The following is a 25,799-nucleotide window of genomic DNA, read 5'->3' as shown; positions in this document are numbered from 1 at the left end:
GAGTGGTTCGTGTGGTTCTGGAAGACGTCGGCAGCCCACTCGTCCATCATTTCCATGAACTGAGGCCGGGGCTCCCCCCTGAAAGCCTCACTAGCTTCAGGCCCATGCCGCCTCCTGGACGCGCTTCAAGATCGTCACCGTCTCGACGTGGCTCGATTGCTCCAGATGGATGTCAAAGCCCCGGAAAATCATTCCGTTCGTTCTCGGAAATAAATCTACGGCTTTTTTGACCTCAAAAATGCCATTTTCTCGACCTCGAACGTTCTCGGAAACAGGTCGATGTGCTTGTCCCAGCTATATATAAGCAGTCGCACATATTTTTCCAATTGCCTCGACACTTCGCTCTGAGGAAATGTGTCCGCAAAGCTGTGGTTTCCCATCCACTCGACTCTACTGCTGCCGGAAGCGATTTCAAGATCAATCGCCCTCATTACATCTGACCGCCCAAAGATCGTCTGCCCCGGAAATGCCTCACGCAGTTTCAAAATATGGCTTGCCGTTTTCGGTTGAAAAAACAGCTTCAATACCCAGTTTTAGATCGTCAATGTCCGGTTATGCAGCGGATGGTTCTCGTTCAACAGGAGATTGCGAAGGAATACCCAAGGAACTCCGTCGTTTCGTAAATGCCGTTTTTCAGGTCATTGTAATTGACATATGATGAAGTATTTGTTTAAAGAATGCGGTGCTCCCACAACGCTATATTCAGATTTGCTTCAATAACATTCCATAGTTTAGCAGAAAATGTGTTTTGAATACCTAGGATATACCATATCTAGCACATATAATAAATGACTCGTACATCTCCTCTTTGAAGATAGGCACGAGTCATTTTCTATTTTATATTCTGTCCTTTAAACAGTAATATACGATCTTCCGTTTGAATCAGCGTACTACCTGTTGCTGGTATAATTTCATCATTCCGATTAATTGAAATAATCAACTTACTGTCCGGAAGCTTCAAGTCACTGATATACTTATGATTCCATGCATGATGTTCTGTCACTGTAAATTCTATGAGATCTTGTCCGTTTGGATCAAAATACTCTTCGCCGCTCCAAACAATAACATCATTTGGTTTTAGAACAAGACTTCCATTAGGAACTAATGGCTTATCATCACGAATTATCTTTGCAATAATTAGGTGCTTATCTAAAGAAATATCTTTTATCTGACGATATGCGAGAATACCACCCTCATCTACCACTGATTTTACAAATGTAATATTCCCTTTTCCAACATAGTAATTAAATGTTCTTAATACTTCATTATGAGGGTCAATCATATGTAACTTCTCTGCTACCCACTTCATAGAGGAGCCTTGTATGAGTGATGATAGTAAGCAGACACCAAAGACAATATGGAAGATATCCACAGAACTCGTTTTATACTGATTCACTACCATAATTGCAAAGGCAATCGCAGCTGCTCCACGAAGTCCTGCCCAAGATACTAACCACTTTTGATTGAGCTTCAAATCAAATGGTAACATCAGTCCAAACACTACGATTGTTCTAACAATAAAGATGAGTACAACTGCAATGACAATCGCAAAGAATAAGTTCGTCAAGATATGTGCAGGTGTCGCAAGTAATCCCAAAATAAAGAACAACAGGATATTCATAATGTTAGATACACCATCAAAGAAGAATATCACCTCTTTCTTTGCGATAAAAACTTGATTTCCTAATATCAATCCAAGAATATATACCGTTAGATATCCATTACCATTCAACAGTTCACTAGTCGAGAAAGATAATAGTACAACCGCAATGATAAAAACTGTAATAAATCCACTCTTTTGAAGGTCTGTATACTCCATAAAATTGCGAACAACATAGGCAACGATTACACCAATGAGAATACCCCAGAATATCTGAAAGAATAATATTGTACCGATAGAAATCTGCTCACCTTTGATTAATGCTAAGAAAATACAAGTTAGTGTAAACGCCATCGGATCGTTTGATCCACTTTCAAGTTCTAAAAGAGACGCAGTATTGTATTTTAAATTTAAATTCTTTGAAGAAAGAATATTCGATACAGATGCGTAGTCCGTAGAGCCAATAATTGAACCAATTAAGAAGCTCTCTATCCAGCCAAAGCGTAGAATAAAATGTATCAACGTTCCGGCTAGTAATGACGTAAATATTACGCCTAAAGTTGATAGAATTAATGATTCAATTACGACAGTTCTACCAGCTTTCCAGTTTGTGCCAAATCCACCATAGAAGATGATAATTAATAATGCGATCTTCGAGAAGTTTTCCGCAAATTGGTAATCGTTAAAGTTAAAACCAATTAGGCTGCTTACAATACCCAAAGAGAAGAACAACATCAAAGAAGGAATCCCGGACTTCTTCGCTATCTGAACCGCAATCAGAGCAGCCAGTAATATGACTGATATATAAAACATACGCTATCCACCTCCTATTGTTGTCATTCTATCAAGATTTAGTATATCTTTCAAAACAAATGCACTTGCTACACCGTCATCTTATTTCAAGCCTTTTCTCCATATTTAATTGTGTACTTTTGACAGCAATACTACCGTCTCAACGTGGAAGGTCTGGGGAAAGAGGTCCACGGGCGTGATGCGCTCTGGCATGAAGGTTCCCTCATCCGCAAAGCGCGCGAGGTCGCGGGCGAGGGTTGCGGGGTCGCAGGACACATAGGCGATGGCGCGCGCAGGCTGCTCCGAGAGAAGCCTCACCACCTCCTCTCCAAGTCCCGCGCGAGGGGGGTCCACCACGATGACGTCCGCATCGCTGTCGGGAAACTCTCTCCCCGCGTCCCCTCCTTGGGCATCCACGTTGTCGATGCCGGAAAGCTCGAGGTTTCGCCTGAGGTCGCGTACGGCGGGGCCGTAGGACTCCACCGCGTCAACCCAGGAGCAGCGCCTGGCAAGGGGAAGGGTGAAGGTGCCAGCTCCGCAGTAGAGGTCCATTGCGCAGTCGCCCTCCTGGGGGTCCAGCCCCTCGAGCACCAGATCAACGAGCCTTTCGGCTCCCTTGGTGTTCACCTGGAAGAAGGATGGAGCAGAGACCGTCATGCGCTCCTCTCCTACGAGCTCGCTCCAGCTCCCGTGCCCCGAGAGGCGCTCGACGCCCGTGACGCGCCTTGCCTTCTGCGGGCCCTTGGTGAGGACGCGCACCACGGACGTGGCCTTGGTGGCCTCCTGGAGCACCTTTGCGGCCTGCGCGCGGGGAAACGCCCCCGGCTCGGTCCAGAGCGCCACCTCGAGCTCCCGGCTGCGTGCCGAGGCGCGGATGCCCACGCGGTCGATCTGCAGCCCGCGCGATCCGGCGAGGTAGGAGAGCGCACCGGAGACGCTCTTGGCGGCCTTGGCGTAGCGCCTGTCCAGCAGGGGGCAGGAGTCGACCTTGACGAGGCCCTCTCCGGACGCGTCGTGCATGCCCACGATGGCGCGCCGGCCCTCAAGCCTGAAGCCCAGCTCAACCTTGTTGCGGTAGCCCCAGGGGTCGGAAGGCGCCTGGCACTCCCGCACCAACGCCTCGGCCGCGTCCCTGCCCCAGTGGCCTATGCGCACGAGGCCGTCCAGAACGTTTGCGCGCTTTGCCTCGAGCTGTGCCTCATGGGACATGCTGGCCCAGGGGCAGCCACCGCACGCGTTCGCGTAGGGGCAGGGAGGGGTTACGCGCAGGACGGAGGGCTCGAGGGTCTCCATCACCCTGGCTCGGGAGAAGCTCTGGGCGCACTGGGTGATCTGCGCCCTCACCAAGTCGCCGGCGACGCCCCCGCTCACGAAGACCGTCTTTCCGTCCTCGTCATGCGCTATGGCGTCCGCCCCATATGACATGCGCTCAAGCCTGAGCGTCAGTTCCTTCTCCACCGCGTGTCCCCTCTACGCCTCTTGGCCCTGGTGGGCATGGAAGGACATTCTATCAAGCGGATCATGCGCGTCCGGAATGCGGCCCGCAATCTCCCGTAACGCAACAGGCTTTCGACTTCATTTAGACATAAGAATAAAAGTTTGAAACAATAGTATATTTATGAATGCTTTTTGACCTTTGAGACATTAAAGTAACCCATAGGTTACTTGTTGTTTTGCCATCCCACTAATTCTGTGAGAGCTATATTTAAGCAGGTAAGCGTCTATAGATTTATAAGGAAAAAATATTTTTGACCGCTTGCGCACGGAATGGGGCCGTTCCCCCTTCCCAGGCTCCTCAGCTGTTTTTATTTTTTCGGCTATTGGATATAGTTCGTTTTGGCGTTATTCTGCTCTTGCAGAGGGGGAGGGGCGACGCGCCTCCCTTCGCCTGCGAGAGGTCTATCAGTCAAAGTGCCAGAACGGTTCTGGCACGGAAAGAGTAGGAGGAACCATGGCTAACGGGCTTTACGTCCACAGCGAGATTGGCCCCCTGAAGAAGGTTTGCCTTCACCGCCCCGGTGAGGAGCTCCTGAACCTTCCTCCCGACGAGCTCGAGCGTCTTCTCTTTGATGACGTGCCCTTCCTCGAGGTCGCCCAGGCTGAGCACGACCGTTTCGCCGAGATTCTGCGCGAGCAGGGCTGCGAGGTTCTCTACCTCGAGAAGCTCGTCGCCGAGGCCCTCGAGGCCGCCGGCTCTCGCGAGGAGTTCACCAACCAGTGGCTCGACGAGTCCGGCCTGCGCGGCACCCACACCCGTGCCGCCGTCAAGGAGTTCATGGACGCTATCGAGGACACCCAGGCCTTCGTCGAGAAGTGCATCGCCGGTATCCGCAAGAACGAGCTTGAGCTTCCCACCAAGTCCACCAAGCTCCTTGCTGACCTCGTGGGCTATGACCAGGACGGCGAGTCCGACCTCCTGATCGACCCCATGCCCAACACCTACTTCACCCGCGACCCCTTCGCGATCGTGGGCAAGGGCGTGAACCTGAACCACATGTACTCCGTCACGCGCAACCGCGAGACCCTCTTCGGCAAGTACATCTTCCGCGATCACCCCGAGTACAACGACGCCCCCCTGTGGTATCGCCGCGACTCCGCGTACCACACCGAGGGTGGCGACGTCCTCAACATCAATGCCCACACCCTGGCCGTTGGCATCTCTCAGCGCACCCAGGCTGCCGCCATTGACGCCATGGCGCAGCACATGTTCTGGGATAAGGGTGACGAGTGCGAGATCGACACCATCTACGCATTCAACATCCCCGTGTCCCGTGCCTTCATGCACCTCGACACCGTCTTCACCCAGATCGACGTTGACAAGTTCACCATCCACCCGGGCATCATGGGCACCCTTCAGGTCTTCAAGCTCACCAAGGGCTCCGCTGAGGGCGAGATCAAGATCGAGGAGATGAACGACACCCTCGAGCACGTCCTGGCCAAGGCCATGGGCCTCGATGCCGTCCAGCTCATCAAGTGCGGTGGCGGAGACCCTGTCGCGGCTGCCCGCGAGCAGTGGAACGACGGCTCCAACACCCTCTGCGTCGCCCCTGGCAAGATCTGCGTCTACCAGCGCAACACCGTAACCAACGACGTGCTCTACAAGGAGGGCCTCGACCTCCTCGTGGTTCCCTCGGCTGAGCTCTCCCGCGGCCGTGGCGGCCCCCGCTGCATGAGCATGCCCTTCGCTCGTGAGGACATCTAGTCCAATATAGGCACCTGGTCTAGTCCGGGGGTGGATTTAATCCGCCTCCGGACTTGGGCTGTGCATACCCTCTAGGCACTGCTTTGCGCCCAACCAAATGGCTTGGGCGAGACAAACAAGAAAGGAACTCGAATGGGCGTTAACATCAGTGGTCGTAGCTTCCTGAAGCTCCTGGACTTCTCCTCCGACGAGATCAGGTACCTCCTCAAGCTCTCGGCTGACTTCAAGAACCTCAAGCGCACCGGCACCCCCCACCGCTACCTCGAGGGCAAGAACATCGTCCTGCTCTTCCAGAAGACCTCCACGCGCACTCGCTGCGCCTTCGAGGTTGGCGCCTCCGACCTGGGCATGGGCGTGACCTACCTTGACCCCAACTCCTCTCAGATGGGCCACAAGGAGTCCACCGAGGACACCGCCCGCGTGCTCGGCCGCATGTATGACGGCATCGAGTACCGTGGCTTCTCCCAGGAGCAGGTCGAGGAGATCGCCGAGAAGTCCGGCGTCCCCACCTGGAACGGCCTCACCGACAGCTTCCACCCCACCCAGATGCTCGCCGACATCCTTACCGTCCAGGAGGAGTTCGGTCCCGACCTGCGCGGTCGCAAGCTCACCTTCTTCGGCGACTGCTGCAACAACGTCGCCAACTCCCTCATGGTCGTCTGCGCCAAGCTGGGCATCAACTTCTGCGCCTGCGGCCCCGAGGCCCGCATGCCCGAGGCTGAGCTCGTGGCCACCTGCCGCGAGATCGCTGCCGAGAACGGCTGCGAGATCGTCCTGACCGAGGACCCCGCCGAGGGCGCAAAGAACTGCGACGTCCTCTACACCGACATCTGGGTCTCCATGGGCGAGTCCTACGACCTGTTCGGCGAGCGCATCCAGATGCTCTCTCCCTACCGCGTCACCAAGGAGCTCATGGGCCAGGCCAACAAGGGCGCCATCTTCCTGCACTGCCTGCCCTCCTTCCACGACACCAACACCACCCATGGCAAGGAGGTCGCCGAGGAGTTTGGCATCACCGAGATGGAGGTCACCGACGAGGTGTTCGAGGGACCCCAGTCCCGCGTCTTCGACGAGGCCGAGAACCGCATGCACACCATCAAGGCCGTCATGTACGCGACCCTCAAGTAACTAGCCCCACCAAGGGCCTCCCTCGCCTTGCGGGGGAGGCCCTTTTTCATGGGCCGAGTCGTTGCCTCGCCACTTTTGTTTCCAATGGTTTAGGATTCATAAATTAGAATAACAATAGTTATTATATGCTCATGAATGATTGTGATGGGATAGTGAATACAATATTTCATCACAAATGGCCAACTGGTCATCTGGTGTCCATCCATCCTATCTGAACAGCAATTTCTTTCAGAAAAAGAAGCATTGCCCTAGTTGCGAGAAAGATGATTCTCTATGAGCGGTCGTTTTTCTCCGTCTACGGTAAATGACAAGATTCTCGCCGACTATTGCATAACGCTCGCGGCAATCTATGGCCTTTTCCCCTCAGTAGTCGTAAGCTGTCAGGGTGAGTTGGGAGCCTTGTGTTCCGCTTTCGTATGTAGTCCTGTTCAGTTCGGAGACGTTAACAACGTCGAAAGGAGTTGCGGTCATGTCTGAAACGACGGCGCAGCCAAAGAAGAAGAGGGAGATGCTTTCGTCCTTCTCCATCATCTTCATCCTTCTGGCCATTGTCGCGGTGATCACCGTGGCACTCAACGGCCAGACCTACCTGATGGATGGTGTGGAGAACACCGTCACGGGAGCAACACTGTCCGACTTCCTCATGGCACCTGTGAAGGGCTTCGCTGACGCCATCGACGTCTGCCTCTTCGTCATGGTCCTGGGCGGCTTCCTCGGCATCGTCAACAAGACGAACGCCCTCACCACGGGCATCAACGCCCTCGTTCGCAAGATGGGCGGCAACGAGCTCGTGCTCATCCCCATCCTCATGTTCGTCTTCGCCATTCTGGGCTCCACCTATGGCTTCTGCGAGGAGACCGTCGGCTTCTACGCCCTGCTCGCCGCGACCATGATGGCAGCGGGCTTCGATGCCCTCACCGGCGCCATGATGATCCTGCTCGGCGCTGGCGTCGGTTGCCTCGGCTCCACGGTCAACCCCTTCGCCACCGGCGTTGCCTCTGCAGCCCTCACCGGCCTCGGCATCGACGTCAACCAGGGCGTCATCATCGTCCTGGGCATCGTCCTGCTCCTTGCGACCTATGCCGTCGCGGTGTTCTTCACCCTCCAGTACGCCAAGCGCGTCAAGGCAGATCCCTCCCGCACCCTCATGAGCGCCTCCGAGCTTCAGGCTGCTGACGATGCCTACGGCAACGACTCCGAGAGCGAGGCCACCAAGGCCGAGCTCACCGGCAAGCAGAAGGCGGTCCTCGCCCTCTTCGGCGTGGCCTTCCTCATCATGATCATCGGCTTCGTGCCCTGGCAGAAGCTCGGCGTTGACTTCTTCAACGCGGGTTACGACGAGGCGGAGGTCACTTCGGAGGTCACCGCCGACGACATCGTCTCCAAGTACGAGGATGACGGCGAGCTGGTCCTCAACAGCGATAAGGTCACCGGCGAGCTCACCACCGTCGAGCAGACTACTGCCGGCTGGTCCTCCTTCCTGACCGGCGCCCCCCTCGGTGAGTGGTACTTCGCCGAGTCCACCACTTGGTTCCTCCTCCTCGCCATCATCATCGGCGTCGTGGGCGGCCTCTCCGAGCACGAGATCGTTGACGAGTTCATGGCTGGTGCCGGCGACATGATGTCCGTCGTCCTCATCATTGCCGTCGCCCGTGGCGTCTCCGTTCTCATGAGCGCCACTGGCCTCTCCAACTACTTCCTGAGCGCCGCCTCCGGCGCCCTGGCCGGCACCTCCGGAATCGTCTTCACCATCGGTTCCTACCTGCTCTACTTCGTGCTCTCCTTCCTCATCCCCTCCACCTCCGGCATGGCGAACGTCTCCATGCCCATCATGGGGCCCCTCGCTCAGCAGCTCGGCTTCAACCCTGCCGTCATGGTCATGGTCTTCTCCGCCGCCTCTGGCGCCGTGAACCTGATTACCCCGACCAGCGGCGCCATCATGGGTGGCCTTGCCCTTGCCCGCATCGAGTACGGGACCTGGGTCAAGTTCGCCGTCAAGATCGTGGCCGTCATCGCCGTGGTCTCCATCGTCATCCTGTCTGTCGCCATGCTGATGCTCTAGTCTTCAGAAGACTGCAGGCCCAAGGCGCCGTCCCCTGGTGGGCGGCGCCTTTTTCATGTTCTTGGAGGTAAAGAAGTGCCCCCGCAGGATGTTCCTGCGGGGGCACTCGACCTGGGGAGTGGAGTTGCCTGGGTCCTCAGTAACTCATGCCCATCGCCTCGCGAACCTCCCCAAGGGTGTCCTGGGCGATGGCGCGGGCGCGGGCGTTGCCGTCCGACAGCACGTCGCGCACGTAGTCGAGGTTGCCCTCGATCTCGTGTCTGCGCTCGCGAATGGGGGCGAAGTAGTCGTTTACCGCCTCGGTGACGTAGCGCTTGAGCTGGCCGGAGCCTCCCATGCCGATCTCATCCGCGATCTCCTTGGGGTCACGTCCCGTGCAGATCCCCGCAGTGGTGAGCAGGGCGGAGACGCCGGGCCTTCCCTCGGGGTCGAAGGTGATGTTGCGCTCCGAGTCCGTCTTGGACTTTTTGATGAGCCTTGCGGTCTCCTCTGCGCTCATACAGAGCGAGATGGCGTTCCCGTAAGACTTGCTCATCTTTCGCCCGTCGAGGCCGGGCAGCAGGGGAGTGGAGGTGAGAAGGCCCGCCACATCTGGGAAGACTTTCCCGTAGCGCTCGTTGAAGCGACGGGCGATCTTGCTCGTTATCTCGATGTGCGGGAGCTGGTCTCGTCCCACGGGCACGATGTTGCCCTTGCAGAAGAGTATGTCGCAGGCCTGGTGCACCGGGTAGGTGAGCAAGAGGCCCGTGAGGGCGTGTCCTGAGGCAGCCTGCTCGGCCTTCACCGTGGGGTTGCGCTCCATCTCGGCCTCGGTCACCAGCGAGAGGAAGGGGAGCATGAGCTGGTTGGCCTCGGGAACCGAGGAGTGGGTGAAGATCATGGTCTTGGAGGGGTCGATGCCGCAGGCGAGATAGTCGATGACCATGTTGTACACGTTGTCACGGATGTGATCGGTGCTGTCCCGATCGGTTATCACCTGGTAGTCGGCGATGATGACGTTGGTCCTGACGCCAAGCCCCTGCAGCCGCACTCGCTCGACGAGCGTGCCGAAGTAGTGCCCCATGTGCAGACGCCCGGTGGGTCGGTCGCCCGTGAGCATGGTGTAGCTCTCGGGGTGCTGGGGAAGGTCCGCCTGGATGGCGTCACTGCGCCTCAGGGCAACCTCGTAGCTTCCTTCGTTTGGCATGGCGTTATCTCCAATTGCTTCGGTTCACAGACCTCACCATGTTACGGCAACTGCCCGCACAGTGCGCCTGCTATCTGGAGGGCGGCTGACCGCGAAGGATTTCCTGGCCCTCCCGCCAGCTGGGGAGGTAGTGGTCCATGAGCTCGTAGAAGCGTGCGCTGTGGCTGGGCTCCAGGAGGTGGCAGAGCTCGTGAACCACGACGGACTCGAGGCACTCGGGTGGTCTCAGCGCCAGCTCCAGGTTGAGGCACACGATGGCGGTGCGCACGTTGCAGGAGCCCCAGCGTGTCCTCATCCACCTCAGTCGAAGGCTAGAGTGACGCGCTCCCATCAGTCCCCCGTAACGATCGAGAAGGGGGAGAGACGCCTCGGTGAGCAGTCCCTTGAGCCAAGGCGTGCAGAGGCTCCTCAGATTGTCGGGCGTGGGGTCGGGCTGCGGCGTTCGGATGACGAGCTCCGCAGCCTCCCTCTGCACCGACGGGCGGGGCGACTGCTCGAGCCGGAGCGCGAGCGCCTCGCCCAGCACGCAGATCTTGTGCCCCGGCTTCCAGGAGATGGTCTTCTGGGCGCTCTGTTCCCTCACGTGCCGCAGCTGCTCCTCAAGCCAGGTGGCATGCTCCTCCACGAAGCGCACCACCTGGGCCTCCGAGACATGGGTGGGGGCGCTGACGCGAATGCTTGCGTCCCGTCGCACGCGGAGGTTGACCCTGCGCACGCCTCCGCTCACGAAGAGCAGCTCGTGGCCCGCGGCAAAGATCACGCGCTCGAACTTGGTCCCAACTGGCACGGATGCGCTCCTGCTCGTCTGGCTTGGATACAATGGTGTGGCCTGCGCTTCCATAATGCGCCAAGGCGGCGGAAGGGGCTTCGGGAGGGAGTTTTTTCATGGCTAGTTCCTACGGCGAGGATGCGAGCAAGAACGCGCTGCGCGAGGCCTACCTGCAGGCCGAGAGCTCGCTTACGCCGCGCCGTCGCGCGCGCCTTGACGGTGAGCTCCTGCGCAACTTCCTGGCGCATCCCGCCTATCGCAAGGCAGGGACGCTCCTTGCCTACCTGCCCTTCCGTGAGGAGTTCGACACGCGCCCCATCATTGCGCGGGCTCTCAGGGACGGCAAGCGCGTCGCCCTTCCGCGCCATGTGGGCGGAGGGAAATCCCTCGAGTACGTTCTCATAGGCTCGCTCGATGGCGCGGAGGCGGCAGTCCGCAGGGGTGACGCCCAGCCGCTCCCGGCCTCACGGGAAGAGCTGGAGAATAGCATTTGCCTGGTGCCGGGTCTCGTTTTCGACGGAAGCGGGCATCGCGTTGGGTATGGCGCGGGCTACTATGACAACTTCCTGGCGAGCTTTCCCGGAAAGAAGGTCGGGCTCGTCAGGTCCATGCAGATCAGCTCGAACCCACTGCCCACAGACGAGCATGACGTGGCAGTTGACCTGCTGGTGAGCGAGTCCTGCGTCTGGAGCTGTCGCTAGCCCTCTTCGCGCCTCAGGTGGGAGGCCATGTCGCGAATGGCCATCGCATAGCCTTTGATTCCCAGGCCGGAGATGGTCTCGAAGCAGGCCTTGCGCACGTAGGAGACCTTACGGAACTCCTCGCGCTCGTCCACCTTGGAGATGTGCACCTCGATGGCGGGGATGGAGACCGCCTTGAGCGCGTCCAGCAGCGCGATGGAGGTGTGGGTGTATGCCGCGGGGTTGATGATGATGCCGTCGAAGTTCTGATACGCGTCCTGAATCTGGTCCACGAGGTCCCCCTCGTGGTTTGACTGGTAGCAGACGCAGTCCGAGAACCCCTCCTCGGCCGCGCAGCTTCGGCACACCTCCAGAAGCGCGGCAAAGTCTGCCCGCCCATAGAGCTCTGGCTCCCTGACGCCCAGCATGTTGATGTTGGGGCCGTTGAGCACGAGGAGCCGAGGGCCGCCGCCACCCTTGCCCTCTCCCTCCAGGCGCTCCTCCTCGGCCGCCTCTCCCATCTGCAGAAGACGGGTGAGGACATCCATCTCGGACGAGCCAGGATCCGAGGCGGTCTGCTCGGTCCTGGCCGCGCTGATGGCGCGTGGGGGCACGGAGGAGCTGCCGGGGGAGAGATGAACGCTCAGCTTTCCCTCGCCGCCGCCCGCGACGCTCAGGGTCCCCTCGACGGCGGGCATGGTCCCTGCCCGCTCGCAGAACGCCTGGTATACGCTGGCAACAAGGTTGGGCCCAAAGACCACCTCTATACCGTTGCTGCCCCTGCCCACACAGCCGAGGACGCCGGGGATGTCATTGAGGTCCTCTCGGTCGATCAGGCTCGGGTCGGCGACGTTCAGACGCAGCCTGGTCATGCAGAGCATGCTGGACAGAAGGTTGCTCTTGCCCCCGATGCTCTCGAGTACGCTTTGGGCCACGTCTTGTACTGACATCGTTCCTTCCCCGATCTGCCGAACCACCATGGCTGGTACCCGCCTGAGACGAGACTCAAGTATATGGTTCGTCTGGGCGGCGCAAGCCGCCACGGGTGAGTGGACGGACGAGCGTCAAAGAGCGTTCCGGATGTGTCACGTGCGCCTAAAAAGGGACCCTATAGGCCAAGCAGCTCACGAATCTTCCTCGCGTCTCCCGCAGGGCTTCCCGTACAGTGGACCCGAAGGTCTGACCAGCGCTCATACAGCGGCATGCGCTCCCGGGCGAGCGCCTCCACGCCTCGGGAGCGTGAGAGCGGCCGTCCCTTCAGGGAAAGCCGATCGAGGGGCCTTTCCAGAAGCACGATCCGCCCGTTCTGCCTGAGGGGGCGGTAGTTCTCCTCACGCACTACCACGCCGCCCCCGCAGGCGATTATCAGGTTGCTCTGGCTTCCATAGCGCAGGGCCACCTTGCTCTCGAGCCTACGAAAGCCGTCCTCGCCAACGCTCTCGAGGTAGCGTGCCGCGGGCATGCCCGCCTCGAGGCTGATGGCGTCGTCCAGGTCAACGAAGGGCCTCATGAGCTGACGGGCAAGGCTGCGGCCCGTGCTGGTCTTGCCGGCACCGGGCATGCCGATGAGGATGATGTTGAGGCTCTGGGACAGGAGTCGCTCGCAGAGCCCGACCACCTCCTCCTCCCTGAACTCTGACCCCAGGAACTGAGACGAGGACAGCGCCGCCTGGGCAACGAGCATGGGAAGGCCGGACATGCTGGGTATTCCCAACTCCTCCGCATCGAGGCACATGCCCGTGCGCGTGGGGTTGTATACCACATCCAGCACGCCGGACAGCAGGGGCATGGACTGCAGCTGTGACTTCGTGAGGGGGCTCTGGGGACAGTCGGGATACATGCCCACGGGGGTCGCGTTCACGATGAGGACGGAGTCGGAGTTGCCGCCTGAGAGGCTTTCGTATCCGCAGGGACCGCCTCGCGAGATGACCACCACCTCTGCTCCCGCATCCTCGAGGGCCGCCCGCACGGCCTGGCTTGCGCCGCCAGAGCCAAGGACGCAGGCCTTGCCGCTCCCTAGGACCCGCTCGGCAGGGCGCCCGAGCCGTTCCCGGCAGAATCGCTCGAGCATCCAGGAGAAGCCCGCGAGGTCGGTGTTGTCGGCAATGATGCGGCCCTGCCCGTCCTTCGTGAGCGTGTTGGCGACGCCTAGGCGCCGCGCGGAGGCGCTCTGGACGTCCGAGAGCTCGAAGGCCGCCCTTTTGTAGGGAATGGTGACGTTGAGCCCCTCCCATGCGCCCCTCCTGAGGAAGCCCTCAAGCTCCGGGGGCTCTAGCTCGACCAGCTCATAGGGGGCAGATCCCAGGGCCGCGTGTATGGCGGGGGACCAGCTGTGCGAGAGCCGCCGCCCCACGAGCCCAAAGCGCACGTTCGCCCTCCCGTCAGACGACCTCAACGTAGCTCCCCAGGTAGCGGCAGTCCTCGCAGACCTCGTCCAGGCTCTCCAGCAGCCTCGCGAAGTCAGGGGAGCTTGCCGGGCAGCTCACGTCGAAGTAGAACATGAACTCGAAGTCCCGGTCAGGAAGGGGGCGGCTCTCCAGCTTGATGATGTTGATGTCAAGGGCGTAGAGCTTCCCGAGCACCTTGTAGAGGGCCCCGGGCTCGTGGTCGACCACCAGCATCAGGGAGCTCCGGTCTGCTCCTGGGTAGACGAGAGGCTCCTTAGATATGCAGGCGAAGCGCGTGTAGTTGTTGCCCTGGTCCTGAACGTTGCGTGCCAGGACGTCCAGGCCATAGAGCTCGGCGCACGGACGAGACGCAAGCGCCGCCGCCCCGCCCCTCTCGCTCTCTGCAACCATACGCGACGCAATGGCCGTGTTCTCGCAGACGTGCACCCTCACTCCGCGAAGGCCTGAGAGGAAGCTCGAGCATTGGTTGATGGCCTGCTCGTGGCTGTAGATGTCGGTGACGTCCCCAAGCCCGCAGCCGGGCTTCGCCAGGAGGTTGTGGTCGATCTTCATGCGACAGCTGCGCACGATGTGGAAGTCGTGGCGCATCATGAGGTCATAGACCTTGTTGACGGACCCTGCCGTGCTGTTCTCCAGGGGCAGGACGCCAAAGTCGCAGTACCCTTCCTCCACGGCCTGGAAGACGCCCTCGAAGCTGTCGAAGTAGCTGAGGGTCGCGTGCCTGAAGAGGCGGTCGCAGGCCATCTGCTGGAAGGCCCCCTCGACCCCCTGGGTGGCAACGAAGGCGTGGGTTGGGAAGGGGCCGACGGCGTGCGCGAGAGATGCCCCGAGCTCGTCGCGGAACCGGGACCTTTCCCCCAGAAGCCTCCGCTGGCGGCTGCGGGAGGTCTCCATGAGCAGGTTCATCAGCGCCGCCGTGGGGCTGGCAAGATCGTCTGGCACGCTTGCCATGGCTTCTGCCACCAGCTGCCGCTCGCGCTGGCGGTCCATGACGGGAAGCGCGTGCGCACGCTTGTATGCTGCGACCTCCTCAGCACAGCCCATGCGCTCCATCATGAGCTCGATCATCCGATGGTCTATGTCATCGATGCGCGTGCGAATCTCCTCCAGGGAGTCCATCATCCATCCCTCTCTTCCGAAAGCGAGAACGGATGCCCCTCCGGGGCAAAGGAGAGCCAGGCGTCAAGGGCGCACAGGGCGGCCATGGCCTCCGCGACGGGGACGGCCCTTGGTGCGATGCAGGGGTCATGCCGGCCCCTCACCTCGAGCGGGCAGTTGCGCATCAGCTCGAGGTCCACGCTCTGCTGTGCTCGGGCGATGCTGGGCGTGGGCTTGACGGCGAGGCGGAAGAGCACCGGCGCCCCCGTGCTGATGCCGCCAAGGGAGCCCCCCGCGTTATTGGTCACGGGGCAGATGCGTCCGCCATCCACCTGCCACGCATCGTTGTTCTGGCTTCCTCTCAGGCGTGACGCCTCGAAGCCGCGGCCAAACTCGATCCCCTTGACGCCGGGGATGCCCAGGCAGGCCCGCGCGATGAGGTTTTCGAGGCCGTCGAAGATGGGGGAGCCGATGCCCGCGGGAAGACCGGTGACCACGCACTCTATGACGCCTCCCACCGAGTCGAGGTCCTGATGTGCGGCCTCGATCGCCTCAAGCATCTGCCTGCCGGCGGCCTTCCCTATGGTGGGGAAGGGGCCTCCCTGCGCCAGGGCCTCCATCTGCCGTGCGAGCTCGGCGCGAGAGGGGGGGTCCATGTCCAGGGCCGAGAATGGCTGGTCCTGCGCCTCGCCCACTGAGAGCAGGTGCGCGGCAACGCGCACACCCCTCTTGTCGAGCATCTGCGCCGCTATTCCCCCCGCCGCGCAAAGCGGTGCGGTGAGCCTGCCTGAGAAGTGCCCCCCGCCGGCGACGTCCTGGCTTCCACCCCATTTGGCCTGCGCGCCCAGGTCCGCATGCCCTGGGCGGGGAATGCGCCTGAGCTCCTCGTAGTCCTGAGGGCGCTGGTTGCTGTTGTCGATGCTGATGCAGAGGGGGGCCCCGCAGGTTGCCCCTGCGGGATTGAGCCCGGAGAGGAAGCGTGGCGTGTCAGACTCCTTGCGTGGGGTTGTCCAGCGTCCTTGCCCGGGGGCCCTGCGCGCCATGAAGGCGGCCAGGGCCCCCTGGTCGACCTTGAAGCCCGACGGCAGGCCCTCCACCACACATCCAATGGATGCGGAGTGAGATTGCCCGAACACGCTGACCCTCAGGGCGTTGCCGAAGCTCGAAGGCACCTCAGCGCACCTCGCTTTCCTTGACGATTCCACCCAGGAGCCGGAAGTCGTCGAAGAAGCCCGGATATGACTTCGCGACGCATTCCGCCCCGTGGATGGTGGTTGGCCCGCTTGCGTAGGCTGCAGCGATGGCGGACATCATCGCGATCCGGTGGTCGTTCGCCGCGTCAACGTCACCGCCGGCAAGAGATGCCACGCCCTGGATGAGAAGGGCGTCCCCCTCGGTCGTGATGCGAGCGCCCATGGCAGAGAGGGCGGCGGATACGCTTGCAAGACGGTCGGACTCCTTGAGTCTGAGCCTTCCCGCGTTGACGATGCGACTTTCCCCTGGGCAGAGGCAGCAGGTGGCCGCCAGAGGCGGCACGAGGTCGGGAATCTTCGAGGCGTCGATCTCCGCGGGAGCGAGCCTTCGACTGGCGCAGGTCGCGGTGCGACCCCTCGTGGAGCAGCGTGCGCCCAGGGACGCGAGCTCGAGCATCACGCATCGGTCTCCCTGCGCGCTGGCGCCGTCAAGGCCCTGGACCGTGACACCTTCTCCCCCAAGCGCCCCCGCGCAGAGCCAGAAGGCGGCGTTGGACCAGTCTCCCTCCACGCGCAGGCGTCCAGGGGATGCCAGGCGCGTTCCTGCCGAAAGCCCGTAGTGGACGCAGCCCTCGCCTTCGGTCACCTGGACACTGGCACCAAAGCTGGCGAGCGCGTCCAGGGTCATGTCGACGTAGGCCTTCGACTCCACGGGACGCTCGACCTCGACCTCAAGCCCCTCCGAGAGGAGGGGAGCCGCCATGAGGAGGCCGCTGACGTACTGGGAGGACACGTTGCCAGGGAGCTCGAAGCGGCCTCCAGACATCCTGCCTGCGACCTTCAGGGGAAAGCTGCCCTTCTCGGACAGGTGGGCGCCGTGGGCCGAGAGCTGCTCGAAGAGGGGGGAGAGGGGCCTCTGGGAAAGCCTGCCGCTCACCTCGATCTGCCCCCCCGTGCTCAGCCCGCAGAGCACGGGAAGCATGAAGCGCAGGGTGGAGCCGGATTCCCCGCAGTCGAGCCGTGCGTCGCGGCGCCCCGTCGCGGCCCCGCCGGCGTCACGGGGGAGGGGCCGCACCCTGAACCCCAACTTGGTTCGGGTTACCTGGGCGCCAAGGGCGCGCAGGCAGCCTGCCGTCGCCTCTATGTCAAGAGAGCTGGTGTCGCAGTCAAGATCCGTGATGCCCTCTGCCAGCGCCGCCAGGATGAGCAGCCTGTGCGCCGCCGACTTCGAGGCTATGGCGGGGATGTTCCCGGAAAGCGGGTGAGGGGTGATGGTCACGTCCATGTCAGCTCACCCCGCAGCCCAAGCGCACGATCTCCTCGAGCTCTCCCACCTGGCAGCGCCTCAGCTCAACGTCCGCGATCTCACGGGGGATTACCAGGTTGATTCCGTCACCGTGGCGCTTCTTGTCGCGCAGCATGAAGGAGAGGAGCTCCTTGTGAGGGACGTCCGTGTCCGTGGGAAGCCCGTGGGAGGCCACGAGCGCGACGATCCTTTGGCAGCACTCGTCCGAGCACCAGCCAAGGCGCGAGGAGGCGCGCGCGATGCAGCAGAGCCCCGCCGCCACGGAGGAGCCGTGGCCCAGGCTGAGGCCCGAGGCGGCCTCTATGGCGTGACCTATGCTATGCCCCAGGTTGAGCGTCTGCCTCAGCCCCAGCTCCCTCTCGTCCGCCTCCACCACGTCACGCTTGATTCTGACGTTTCGCGCCACTATGTCCACCAGCTCCTCTCCAGTGAGGCCGGCATCGGTGAGGGTACGACGCTCGAGGGCGGCGAAGAGCGCCTCGTCCGCAAGGACGGCGTGCTTGATGACCTCGCCGCAGGAGTCCCGGAAGAGCTCGGGGGCAATGGTGTCCAGGCAGTCCACGTCAGCCACCACAAGGGAGGGCTGCCAGAAGGCCCCCGCCAGGTTCTTGCCGGCCGCTAGGTCCACCGCGCACTTGCCCCCAACGGAAGAGTCGACCATGGCCAGCAGGGAGGTGGGGACCTGCACCAGCTTTATTCCGCGCAGATAGAGGGCGGCGGCAAGCCCCGCGAGGTCGCCCGTCACGCCTCCGCCCAGGGCAACCACCACGTCGTCTCTGTCAAGGCCCCCCTCCGCCAGCCGTTCCAGCAGCTCCGAGAGGGTCTCCATGCTCTTCGACGCCTCGCCTGCCTCAAAGATGTGGATGCTGCTCTCAAAGCCCGCGTCAAGAAGCGAGAGGGCGACGTCGTTCGCGTAGAGGGGAGCCACGTTCGAGTCCGAGATGACCCTTGCCGCCCGCCCCGCGCATGCGCCGCGGACGAGCTCTCCAAGCCCGTCCAGGATGCCTGCCCCCACGTGGACGTCGTAGCTTCCGTCTTGGGTGCTGACGTCTATGGTCTCGTGCGCGCTCATCGTCCCTCAATCTCCCTCTTGCGCCTATCGCCCTCGGCGAGAAGCGCCTCGAGCCTCCCCGCGTCGTGGGCGTCTATTGCGCCCTTGTATTCCAGGAGGCAGTCGATGAGTGTCTGGATCTCCCTGGAGAGCATGTCCGCGTCTTCGAGGAAGAGCTCGCTCCACATGCGCGCGTTCAGCCGTGCCACGCGGGTGAGGTCCTTGTAGGACCCTGCCGAGAACCCCCTGTGCGCGCGGGCCGTGGGGCTCTTCACGTAGGCGTTGGAGACCACGTGCGCAAGCTGCGACGTGAAGGCGATGACCTCGTCGTGACGCTCGGCGGTGGTCACGCTGAACTGGCCGAACCCGCAGGGCGCAAGCAGGCGCTCGATGCGGTCCAGGAGGTCGAGCCTCTCGATGTCGTCCATGTCCCGTGGGGGCACCATGACCATGGGCGCGCCGCGGAACATGCCGGCGCGCGAATGCGCGTAGCCGGAGTGCTGCGTGCCGGCCATGGGGTGGCAGCCCACGAAGTGCCAGTCGTGCCGTGCCGCGATGGCAAAGCAGCTCTCGCAGACCCTGCGCTTGACGCCCACGCAGTCGATCGCGATGGCCCCAGGAGAGATGAGCCCCTCCATCTGGAGCAGCCAGTCGATGCTCGCCTGCGGGTAGCCCGCCAGGATGATCAGCTCGCAGCTGCCGATGCTCTCGTCCGTGAGTTCCCCGTCCACCACGTCCACCATGGCGAGCTCGAGCGTGGAGCGCGTCCTATTCCAGGCGTACACCTCCCGGCCTCCCGCGTGGAGTGCCCGCGCGAAGGAGCCTCCCATGAGGCCAAGCCCCACCACGCCCACGCGTCCGTCCACGTAGGTGGGGGTGCCATGACTAGGCATCGACGCCATCCAGGTCTTGGCATATGGCCTCGCGGATGAGGGCAATGCGACGCATGCTGTCTGCGAACTGATCTGGGGTGAGGGCCTGCGCCCCGTCGGACCATGCCTCGCTGGGGTTGTCATGCACCTCAATCTCGAGCCCGTCGGCACCTGCCGCGCAGGCCGCATAGGCGGCCGGGCGCACGTAGCGGGTGTAGCCCGTGGCATGGCTTGGGTCGCCCACGACCGGGAGGTGCGTGAGCTGGTGCAGCACGGGGATGGCGTTCACGTCGAAGGTGTTCCTGGTGCGCGTCTCGAAGCTGCGGATGCCCCTCTCGCAGAGGATGACGTTGGGGTTGCCCTCGCTCATGACGTACTCGGAAGCCATGAGGAGCTCGTCTATGGTCTGTGACATGCCTCGCTTGAGGAGGATGGGAACCCTGGTCTGCCCCAGCTCTCGCAGAAGGCTGTAGTTCTGCGCGTTTCTGGCACCGACCTGCATGACGTGGATGCCCCTGTCGAGGAAGAGCTGGATGTCGCGGGGGTCCATGACCTCGGTTACCACGGGCATCCTGAGCTCCTCAGATGCCTCCATGAGCAGGTCCAGGCCCTTTGCCCCCATGCCCTGAAAGGCGTAGGGGCTGGTGCGAGGCTTGAAGGCACCGCCGCGCAACATGCTTGCCCCCGCCCTCTTGACTGCTCGGGCAATGCGCAGGAGGCCCTTCCCCTCAACCGCGCAGGGGCCGGCTATCACCTGAAAGTGACCGCCACCCAGGAGCACGCCGAACCCGCAATCCACCACGCTGTCCTCGGGATGGAACTTGCGGTTTGCCTTTTTGAAGGGCTCGGTCACGCGCCTTACCTGGTCGATGATGTCCATCGACTCGAGCAGGAAGGGGTCTATCTGCGTTGTGTCGCCAATGATCCCCACCACGGTCTCGTTCTCGCCCCTCGAGACGTTGGTCTTGAAGCCGCGTCCCTCTATCCAGCGCACGAGGTGGTCGAGCTGCTCCGTGGTGGCGCTGTTCTTCACAATCGCGATCATGTCGGGCCCTTCGCCGTGATGTCGTTTTTGTCGATGCTACCACCCATCGGGGCAGGCGCCGCGGCCTTATCGAAAGCGTTACACCCCTGTTTTGTGGGAGTGCGATGGGTGCTTGGGACCAAGGCGGGCAAGGGCCTCGCTTAGGCTATACTTGCGAGCCATGGCCCCGTAGCTCAGTGGATCAGAGCGTTCGCCTCCGGAGCGAAAGGTCGTGGGTTCGAGCCCCACCGGGGTCACCATCGAAGGTCCGAGGCCGCTGGCTCCCCGCAGCGGCCCCTTTCATGTACACCCCATCGCACCATCGAGGAGCCCACATGACGACGGTCGCGCCCGATGAGGAAGCTGCCTGCGAAAGCTGGACTGTGGCGGGCCTGAGCAGCGACGAGGCGCTTCGCCTCGCCCAGGAGGGCAAGGCGAACACCGGAACTGCGGTGCGCACCAGGACCGTCGGGCAGATCGTGCTGGAGAACCTCGTCACCCCCTTCAATGGCATCAACCTGGCCATGGCGCTCCTCGTCGCGCACACGGGCGCCTGGCGCAACATGCTCTTCGTGGGGGTGGTGGCCGCGAACCTGGGCATAGGCATCTTCCAGGAGCTGCGCGCCAAGCGCATGGTGGACCGCCTCACCATCCTCACCTCAAAGCCCGCGCGCGTGCTTCGCGACGCTCGGGAGGCGGAGGTCCCTATAGACCAGATCGTCCTGGGGGATGTCATCCTCCTCTCTCATGGAGACCAGGTCCCCGCCGACTCCACGGTCATTTCTGGCGAGGCCAGTGTGGACGAATCCCTTCTCACGGGCGAGAGCCGCAACGTCTCGAAGCGCGCGGGCGACCAGGTCGTAGGGGGCAGCCATGTGGTCTCGGGCTCGCTTAGGGCCCGCGCGAGGGTGGTGGGCGCCGAGGGCTACGCGGCGCGCCTGGCCGGTGAGGCGGGTCGCGTCCGTCCCGTGCGCTCCGAGATACAAGACGCCATCGACCTCATCGTGCGCAGCGCCACGCGCGTCCTCGTCCCCTTGGGCTGCATCCTCTTCGCCCGCATGTACCTGCTCGGGCATATCTCGCTGAATGGTTCCATCCTTTCCGCCATCGCCGCGGTGATCGGCATGATCCCTCAGGGGCTCGTGCTGCTCACCTCGAGCGTCATGGCCATCGCCGCCACCAGGCTCGCTCGGCGTGGCGTCCTTGCCCAGCGCTCGCGCTGCATAGAGACGCTCGCGCGCGTTGACACGCTCTGCCTGGACAAGACGGGGACGTTGACCACGGGCCACATGGAGCTCGTGCGCGTGGTGGGGGAGGGCGGTGTGGACGAGGGGCTCTCTCGCAGGGCGATCTCCGCCCTCGCCAGCTCGAACGCGGACGACGTCAACGCCACGAGCGCGGCCATTCTCTCGTGGTCCCAGCGGGAGGGCATCTCGCACGAGGCCGTCACGCGCAGCGTCCCCTTCGACTCCTCGCGAAAGATGTCGGGCTGCACCCTTGAGACGGGAGAGTCATTCGTGATGGGCGCAGCCCCCTTCGTGCTGGGGGAGGGTGGCGCGCGCGGGCTTGCGGACATAAGGGAGGACGCGCTTGAGCGGGTCCTGGTCGTCTGCTCCTGCGACGGCTTCGACGGGCGGGGACTTCCCTTGGGCGAGCCCCGGCCGCTCTGTCAGCTTGCGCTGAGAGACGAGCTGAGGGCCTCCGCCCCCTCGACCATGGGCTACTTCGCGGAGCAGGGGGTCGAGCTCATCGTCATCTCGGGCGATGACCCCGCCACCGCCGCCGCTATCGCGTCGCGCGCGGGCGTGCCCCACGCCAATCGTGCCGTGGACGCAACGGGCATGTCCGACGAGGAGCTGATGTCCCACGCCTCCTCGGCCCGCGTGTTCGGCCGTGTGACTCCCGAGCAGAAGCGCAGCCTGGTCAGGGCGCTACACGCCTTGGGTCGCACGGTTGCCATGACGGGGGACGGCGTGAATGACATCCTCGCCCTGCGCGAGTCCGACTGCGCGGTCTCCTTCGCCTCTGGGACTGACGCGGCGAGAAACGTCGCCGATGTGGTGCTTGCCGACGACGACTTCTCCCATATGCCCGAGGTCGTGGCGGAGGGGAGGAGGTCCATCAACAACCTCCAGCGCTCTGCCTCGCTCTTCTTGGTCAAGACCGTCTTCTCCGCGGTCGTTGCCGCCTTCTGCGTGCTCTTGCCGCCCTACCCCTTCATCCCCGTTCAGATGTCGCTCGTCTCGACGGCCGTCATTGGCATTCCCTCGTTCGTCCTGGCGCTCGAGCCAAACAGCCAGCGTGTGAGCGGCAACTTCCTCGAGAACGTCCTGCGTCGCTCGCTTCCCGCCTCGGCCGTCATCTCGCTGGGCCTCCTTGCGGCTCTGGTGGCACGCGAGCTCGTGGGGATGAGTGCAGAGGAGGCCTCGGTGATGTGCATGGCGATAGTGAGCGTGGTGGGGTTTGCCCTCATCAGGCGCATCTCTCTTCCGCTCAACGCGTTGCGCGCGGGGGTGCTTTTCGTGGTGGCCGCCACGGTCATTGTCGGCTGCCTTGCGTTTCCGGACTTTTACAGACTCTCTGCCCCCAGCCCCGCCATGCTTATATTGTTGGCGTTTCTCTCGCTTGCGTCGTGGTGCCTCTTTGACAGGCTCTTCGCGCGCTCCTGTGCGGATGGCCGCTACGCGCGCGCCCTCATCGACGCTCTCAACAGGCTTCACGGGAGGTAGGACCCATGCTTTCTCAGGATTTCGAGCGCGCCGTCAGGCTCGCGCGCATCCCGCGCGTTCTCTCCGCCGCAGGAATCGAGCGCAGCTACATAGACGTGTCTGGTGTTCCCGGTGCCTGCAGGCTGCCTCGCTCCCTGGTCATCCTCCTCGAGAATTGCATCCGCAGGGCACGCTGCGATGAGGAGGCCATCGTGCACGCCAGGCGCATCGTCGACGCTGGCCTCTCTGGCACCCAGGGCGAGGAGATCGAGTTCATGCCAGCCCGCGTGCTCTTTCAGGACTTCACGGGCGTTCCCGTCTTCGTGGACTTTGCCGCAATGCGAGATGCCATGGTTGAGCGTGGGGGTGACCCCAGGACGGTAAACCCACGCATTCCCTGCACGCTTGTGGTCGATCACTCGGTCATTGCCGACGAGACGGGGCACTCCCGCTGCGCCCAGGCGAACGAGGCTCACGAGGCGGGCCGGAACAGGGAGCGCTTTGCCTTCCTCAAGTGGGCCAGCCAGTCCTTCGACAATGTCGAGATCGTGCCTCCCGGAGGGGGCATCTGCCACCAGCTCAACATGGAGAGGTTCTGCAAGGTGGTCGCCACGGACGCCCTTGCCGAAGATGGCCTCGCCTGCTTCGACACCTTGGTGGGCACCGACTCCCACACGCCAACCGCAAACGGGCTTGGGGTCCTCGGCTGGGGCGTGGGCGGCATCGAGGCGGAGGCCGCCGCGCTGGGGCAGGCCATCAGCATGCTGGTGCCGCCTGTCGTGGAGCTCAGGCTGGAAGGGTCTCTTTCCGATGGCATCTCTGGCATGGACCTCGCCCTGAGCGTCGCCCAAAGGCTGCGCGCTGAGGATGTCGTGGGATGCGTCGTCGAGGTCACGGGTGATGCCGTCTCGACCCTCAGCGCCACGCAGCGTGCCTGCGTCTCGAACATGACGCCCGAGTACGGGGCCACCGCGACCCTTTTCCCCGTTGACGAGAGGAGCCGCGCCTACCTCGAGCTCACGGGCCGCGACCCGGCCGAGGTGGACTTCGCCTTCTCCTACCTCGAGGCCCAGGGCGTCCTGGGCGCGCGGGAGGGGAGGGTGTATTCTCGTACCATCAAGCTCGACCTGTCGCAGGTGGAGCTGTCCCTGGCCGGTCCCTCCCGGCCTCATCGTCGCACCACGCCCGCGGCCCTCAGGGAGCGCTTCCGCTCCGCGCTGGCGGGTCACGGCCGGTCGTTCCGGGACGAGCCCGTTCTGGTGGACCTGGCCGACGAGCACCTCGAGCTGCGCCATGGCTGCATCGCCATCGCCGCCATAACGAGCTGCACCACGGCGACCGACCCGGCGATGATGGTCGCCGCGGGGCTTCTCGCACGCAAGGCCCGCGAGAGAGGGCTGCTTCCCAAGCCCTGGGTCAAGAAGGTCCTTGCGCCGGGAAGCCATGCCACTGAGCTGCTTCTCAGGCGCAGCGGCCTCGACGAAGACCTGTTCTCCCTGGGCTTCTACACCACGGGTTTTGGATGCATGAGCTGCATAGGCAATTCTGGGGAGATCCATCCCGCCCTCAGGGAGCATGCCGGCGACGTGGAGCTGGCGAGCGTGCTCTCCGGCAACCGCAACTTCGATGGCAGGATCTCCCCTGACGTCGCTCAGAACTACCTCTGTTCCCCCGCGCTGGTCGTTGCCTATTCGCTTTGCGGCAGCGTGGATGTTGACCTGAGCCGGGAGTGCGTCGGCGTTGGCGCAGACGGGCTTCCCGTCATGCTCGAGGACCTGATTCCCTCCGACAGGGAGGTGGAGGACATTCTCGAGGAGTTCCTGGACGAGAGCGTCTTCGTCGACTCCTCTGCCGGGCTGTTCGAGGGCTCCGCATCCTGGCGCGAGCTCCCGCAGGAGCGCTCCGACTGCTTTTCCTGGGACGAGGGCTCCACCTATGTCAGAAGGCCTCCCTACTTCGAGGGGGACCGCCCCCAGGCGCCTCTCAACATCTCTGGCGCCCGCACGCTTGCGCTGCTGGGAGACTTCGTGACCACGGACCACATCTCCCCGGCAGGCTCCTTTTCTGGGGATTCCCCCGCGGGCCTCTACCTTCTTGGTAATGGTGTCCAGGAGGCGCAGTTCAACAGCTACGGAAGCAGGCGAGGCAACCACGAGGTGATGATGCGCGGCACCTTCGCCAACGTCAGGCTCGAGAACCTCCTGGCACGCGGCAGGTTGGGGGGATGGACCACCGACCAGCTGGACGGCAGCCTCAGGAGCATCTTCGACGCCTCGAGGGACTACAAGGATGCCGGGATTCCACTCGTGGTGCTGGCCGGCAAGATGTACGGGTCGGGCTCGAGCCGAGACTGGGCTGCCAAGGGGCCCCTGCTCCTGGGGGTGAGGGCCGTCATAGCCGAGAGCTTCGAGCGCATTCACCGCTCGAACCTGGTGCAGATGGGCATCCTGCCGCTGCAGTTCGACCAGGGCCAGGGAGCCGCCTTTCTGGGGCTGACCGGTGACGAGGTCCTGAGCGTGAGCGACATAGACCTTTCCGGAGGGCTTCCCAACCCCCCTCGCTGCGTCGTTTCGGCCGAGAGGTCCTCGGGCGAGCTCGTGGAGTTCGAGTGCACCGTTCGAGTCGACACGCCCATGGAGGGCAAGTTCCTCTCGGCGGGCGGTATCCTTCCCTATGTGCTTGGGCAGCTTGCCTAGGCTCCCAAGGAGTTTCAAAAGCCG

18 protein-coding genes and 1 tRNA gene are annotated in these 25,799 nt (G+C 62.3%); 7 read left to right on the top strand and 12 right to left on the bottom strand.

What is annotated here, in order from left to right:
• Positions 1 to 832: 832 nt before the first annotated feature.
• Entirely contained in the window at positions 833 to 2,413 is a 1,581-nt protein-coding gene (locus tag CZ375_RS04190; protein WP_077598040.1) for a potassium/proton antiporter, read from the bottom strand.
• Between the two features lie 105 nt (positions 2,414 to 2,518).
• On the bottom strand, positions 2,519 to 3,850 hold the full coding sequence (gene rlmD / locus CZ375_RS04185; RefSeq protein ID WP_268794209.1) for a 23S rRNA (uracil(1939)-C(5))-methyltransferase RlmD: 1,332 nt from the start codon (positions 3,848 to 3,850) through the stop codon (positions 2,519 to 2,521).
• Between the two features lie 493 nt (positions 3,851 to 4,343).
• Between rlmD and arcA the strand changes: the two genes are divergently transcribed.
• From arcA to CZ375_RS04170, 3 genes are all read left to right on the top strand, one after another.
• Positions 4,344 to 5,594: an arginine deiminase gene (gene arcA / locus CZ375_RS04180; RefSeq protein WP_077598039.1), complete on the top strand. Its 1,251-nt coding sequence runs from the start codon at positions 4,344 to 4,346 to the stop codon at positions 5,592 to 5,594.
• A gap of 132 nt (positions 5,595 to 5,726) precedes the next feature.
• Positions 5,727 to 6,722: an ornithine carbamoyltransferase gene (argF, locus tag CZ375_RS04175; protein ID WP_077598038.1), complete on the top strand. Its 996-nt coding sequence runs from the start codon at positions 5,727 to 5,729 to the stop codon at positions 6,720 to 6,722.
• A 469-nt stretch (positions 6,723 to 7,191) separates the two neighbouring features.
• Positions 7,192 to 8,784: a YfcC family protein gene (locus CZ375_RS04170; protein WP_077598037.1), complete on the top strand. Its 1,593-nt coding sequence runs from the start codon at positions 7,192 to 7,194 to the stop codon at positions 8,782 to 8,784.
• 136 nt (positions 8,785 to 8,920) lie between these two features.
• Here the strand turns inward: CZ375_RS04170 and trpS are convergent, their stop codons facing one another.
• Positions 8,921 to 9,970 carry a tryptophan--tRNA ligase gene (gene trpS, locus CZ375_RS04165; protein WP_077598036.1) on the bottom strand — a complete coding sequence of 350 codons (1,050 nt, stop codon included), beginning with the start codon at positions 9,968 to 9,970 and terminating at the stop codon, positions 8,921 to 8,923.
• A 70-nt stretch (positions 9,971 to 10,040) separates the two neighbouring features.
• Positions 10,041 to 10,757 carry a M48 family metallopeptidase gene (locus CZ375_RS04160; protein ID WP_159438365.1) on the bottom strand — a complete coding sequence of 239 codons (717 nt, stop codon included), beginning with the start codon at positions 10,755 to 10,757 and terminating at the stop codon, positions 10,041 to 10,043.
• A gap of 98 nt (positions 10,758 to 10,855) precedes the next feature.
• On the opposite strand from CZ375_RS04160, the gene CZ375_RS04155 reads away from it, so the two are divergent.
• Positions 10,856 to 11,440, top strand: coding sequence for a 5-formyltetrahydrofolate cyclo-ligase (locus tag CZ375_RS04155; RefSeq protein ID WP_077598034.1), 585 nt, complete (start codon positions 10,856 to 10,858; stop codon positions 11,438 to 11,440).
• Here CZ375_RS04155 and aroQ read toward each other — a convergent pair.
• The 8 genes from aroQ to aroF all read right to left on the bottom strand — a co-directional run bounded on the left by aroQ (position 11,437) and on the right by aroF (position 20,392).
• Entirely contained in the window at positions 11,437 to 12,369 is a 933-nt protein-coding gene (gene aroQ, locus CZ375_RS04150; RefSeq protein WP_077598033.1) for a type II 3-dehydroquinate dehydratase, read from the bottom strand. The genes CZ375_RS04155 and aroQ overlap by 4 nt on opposite strands.
• A gap of 158 nt (positions 12,370 to 12,527) precedes the next feature.
• Positions 12,528 to 13,814 carry a shikimate kinase gene (locus CZ375_RS04145; protein WP_234966858.1) on the bottom strand — a complete coding sequence of 429 codons (1,287 nt, stop codon included), beginning with the start codon at positions 13,812 to 13,814 and terminating at the stop codon, positions 12,528 to 12,530.
• On the bottom strand, positions 13,801 to 14,949 hold the full coding sequence (locus tag CZ375_RS04140) for a bifunctional chorismate mutase/prephenate dehydratase (RefSeq protein ID WP_077598031.1): 1,149 nt from the start codon (positions 14,947 to 14,949) through the stop codon (positions 13,801 to 13,803). The genes CZ375_RS04145 and CZ375_RS04140 overlap by 14 nt, the downstream gene beginning before the upstream one ends.
• Positions 14,946 to 16,097 (bottom strand): chorismate synthase, encoded by a 1,152-nt coding sequence (aroC, locus tag CZ375_RS04135; RefSeq protein ID WP_077598030.1) that lies wholly within the window; start codon positions 16,095 to 16,097, stop codon positions 14,946 to 14,948. Before aroC ends, CZ375_RS04140 begins: the two co-directional genes overlap by 4 nt.
• A gap of 1 nt (position 16,098) precedes the next feature.
• Complete coding sequence (gene aroA, locus CZ375_RS04130; RefSeq protein WP_077598029.1) at positions 16,099 to 17,403, bottom strand: 3-phosphoshikimate 1-carboxyvinyltransferase; 1,305 nt, start codon at positions 17,401 to 17,403, stop codon at positions 16,099 to 16,101.
• 1 nt (position 17,404) lies between these two features.
• Complete coding sequence (gene aroB / locus CZ375_RS04125) at positions 17,405 to 18,496, bottom strand: 3-dehydroquinate synthase (RefSeq protein ID WP_077598028.1); 1,092 nt, start codon at positions 18,494 to 18,496, stop codon at positions 17,405 to 17,407.
• Positions 18,493 to 19,368, bottom strand: a complete 876-nt coding sequence (locus CZ375_RS04120; RefSeq protein WP_077598027.1) for a prephenate dehydrogenase — start codon at positions 19,366 to 19,368, stop codon at positions 18,493 to 18,495. Before CZ375_RS04120 ends, aroB begins: the two co-directional genes overlap by 4 nt.
• Positions 19,361 to 20,392 carry a 3-deoxy-7-phosphoheptulonate synthase gene (gene aroF / locus CZ375_RS04115; RefSeq protein WP_077598026.1) on the bottom strand — a complete coding sequence of 344 codons (1,032 nt, stop codon included), beginning with the start codon at positions 20,390 to 20,392 and terminating at the stop codon, positions 19,361 to 19,363. The genes CZ375_RS04120 and aroF overlap by 8 nt, the downstream gene beginning before the upstream one ends.
• 162 nt (positions 20,393 to 20,554) lie before the next feature.
• Here aroF and CZ375_RS04110 point away from each other — a divergent pair.
• The 3 genes from CZ375_RS04110 (at position 20,555) to acnA (ending at position 25,775) form a co-directional block, all read left to right on the top strand.
• Positions 20,555 to 20,631, top strand: a tRNA-Arg gene (locus CZ375_RS04110).
• 75 nt (positions 20,632 to 20,706) lie between these two features.
• The gene (locus CZ375_RS04105) at positions 20,707 to 23,100 is read left to right on the top strand and encodes an HAD-IC family P-type ATPase (RefSeq protein ID WP_077598025.1); all 2,394 of its coding nucleotides are present in this window, start codon (positions 20,707 to 20,709) and stop codon (positions 23,098 to 23,100) included.
• A 5-nt stretch (positions 23,101 to 23,105) separates the two neighbouring features.
• Positions 23,106 to 25,775 (top strand): aconitate hydratase AcnA, encoded by a 2,670-nt coding sequence (acnA, locus tag CZ375_RS04100; protein ID WP_077598024.1) that lies wholly within the window; start codon positions 23,106 to 23,108, stop codon positions 25,773 to 25,775.
• Positions 25,776 to 25,799 lie beyond the last annotated feature (24 nt).

The sequence above is a fragment of the Olsenella urininfantis genome, from assembly GCF_900155635.1.
Classification (GTDB): domain Bacteria; phylum Actinomycetota; class Coriobacteriia; order Coriobacteriales; family Atopobiaceae; genus Olsenella_G; species Olsenella_G urininfantis.
This window is presented reverse-complemented; position numbering and strand designations above follow the sequence as displayed.

Coding starts and splice junctions, on each gene's coding strand:
- CZ375_RS04170 (WP_077598037.1), top strand. CDS start 7,192: ATGTCTGAAACGACGGCGCAGCCAAAGAAGAAGAGGGAGATGCTTTCG.
- CZ375_RS04190 (WP_077598040.1), bottom strand. CDS start 2,413: ATGTTTTATATATCAGTCATATTACTGGCTGCTCTGATTGCGGTTCAG.
- aroQ (WP_077598033.1), bottom strand. CDS start 12,369: ATGTCAGTACAAGACGTGGCCCAAAGCGTACTCGAGAGCATCGGGGGC.
- trpS (WP_077598036.1), bottom strand. CDS start 9,970: ATGCCAAACGAAGGAAGCTACGAGGTTGCCCTGAGGCGCAGTGACGCC.
- arcA (WP_077598039.1), top strand. CDS start 4,344: ATGGCTAACGGGCTTTACGTCCACAGCGAGATTGGCCCCCTGAAGAAG.
- aroF (WP_077598026.1), bottom strand. CDS start 20,392: ATGATCGCGATTGTGAAGAACAGCGCCACCACGGAGCAGCTCGACCAC.
- CZ375_RS04140 (WP_077598031.1), bottom strand. CDS start 14,949: ATGATGGACTCCCTGGAGGAGATTCGCACGCGCATCGATGACATAGAC.
- argF (WP_077598038.1), top strand. CDS start 5,727: ATGGGCGTTAACATCAGTGGTCGTAGCTTCCTGAAGCTCCTGGACTTC.
- CZ375_RS04105 (WP_077598025.1), top strand. CDS start 20,707: ATGACGACGGTCGCGCCCGATGAGGAAGCTGCCTGCGAAAGCTGGACT.
- aroA (WP_077598029.1), bottom strand. CDS start 17,403: ATGGACGTGACCATCACCCCTCACCCGCTTTCCGGGAACATCCCCGCC.
- aroB (WP_077598028.1), bottom strand. CDS start 18,496: ATGAGCGCGCACGAGACCATAGACGTCAGCACCCAAGACGGAAGCTAC.
- CZ375_RS04155 (WP_077598034.1), top strand. CDS start 10,856: ATGGCTAGTTCCTACGGCGAGGATGCGAGCAAGAACGCGCTGCGCGAG.
- acnA (WP_077598024.1), top strand. CDS start 23,106: ATGCTTTCTCAGGATTTCGAGCGCGCCGTCAGGCTCGCGCGCATCCCG.
- CZ375_RS04120 (WP_077598027.1), bottom strand. CDS start 19,368: ATGCCTAGTCATGGCACCCCCACCTACGTGGACGGACGCGTGGGCGTG.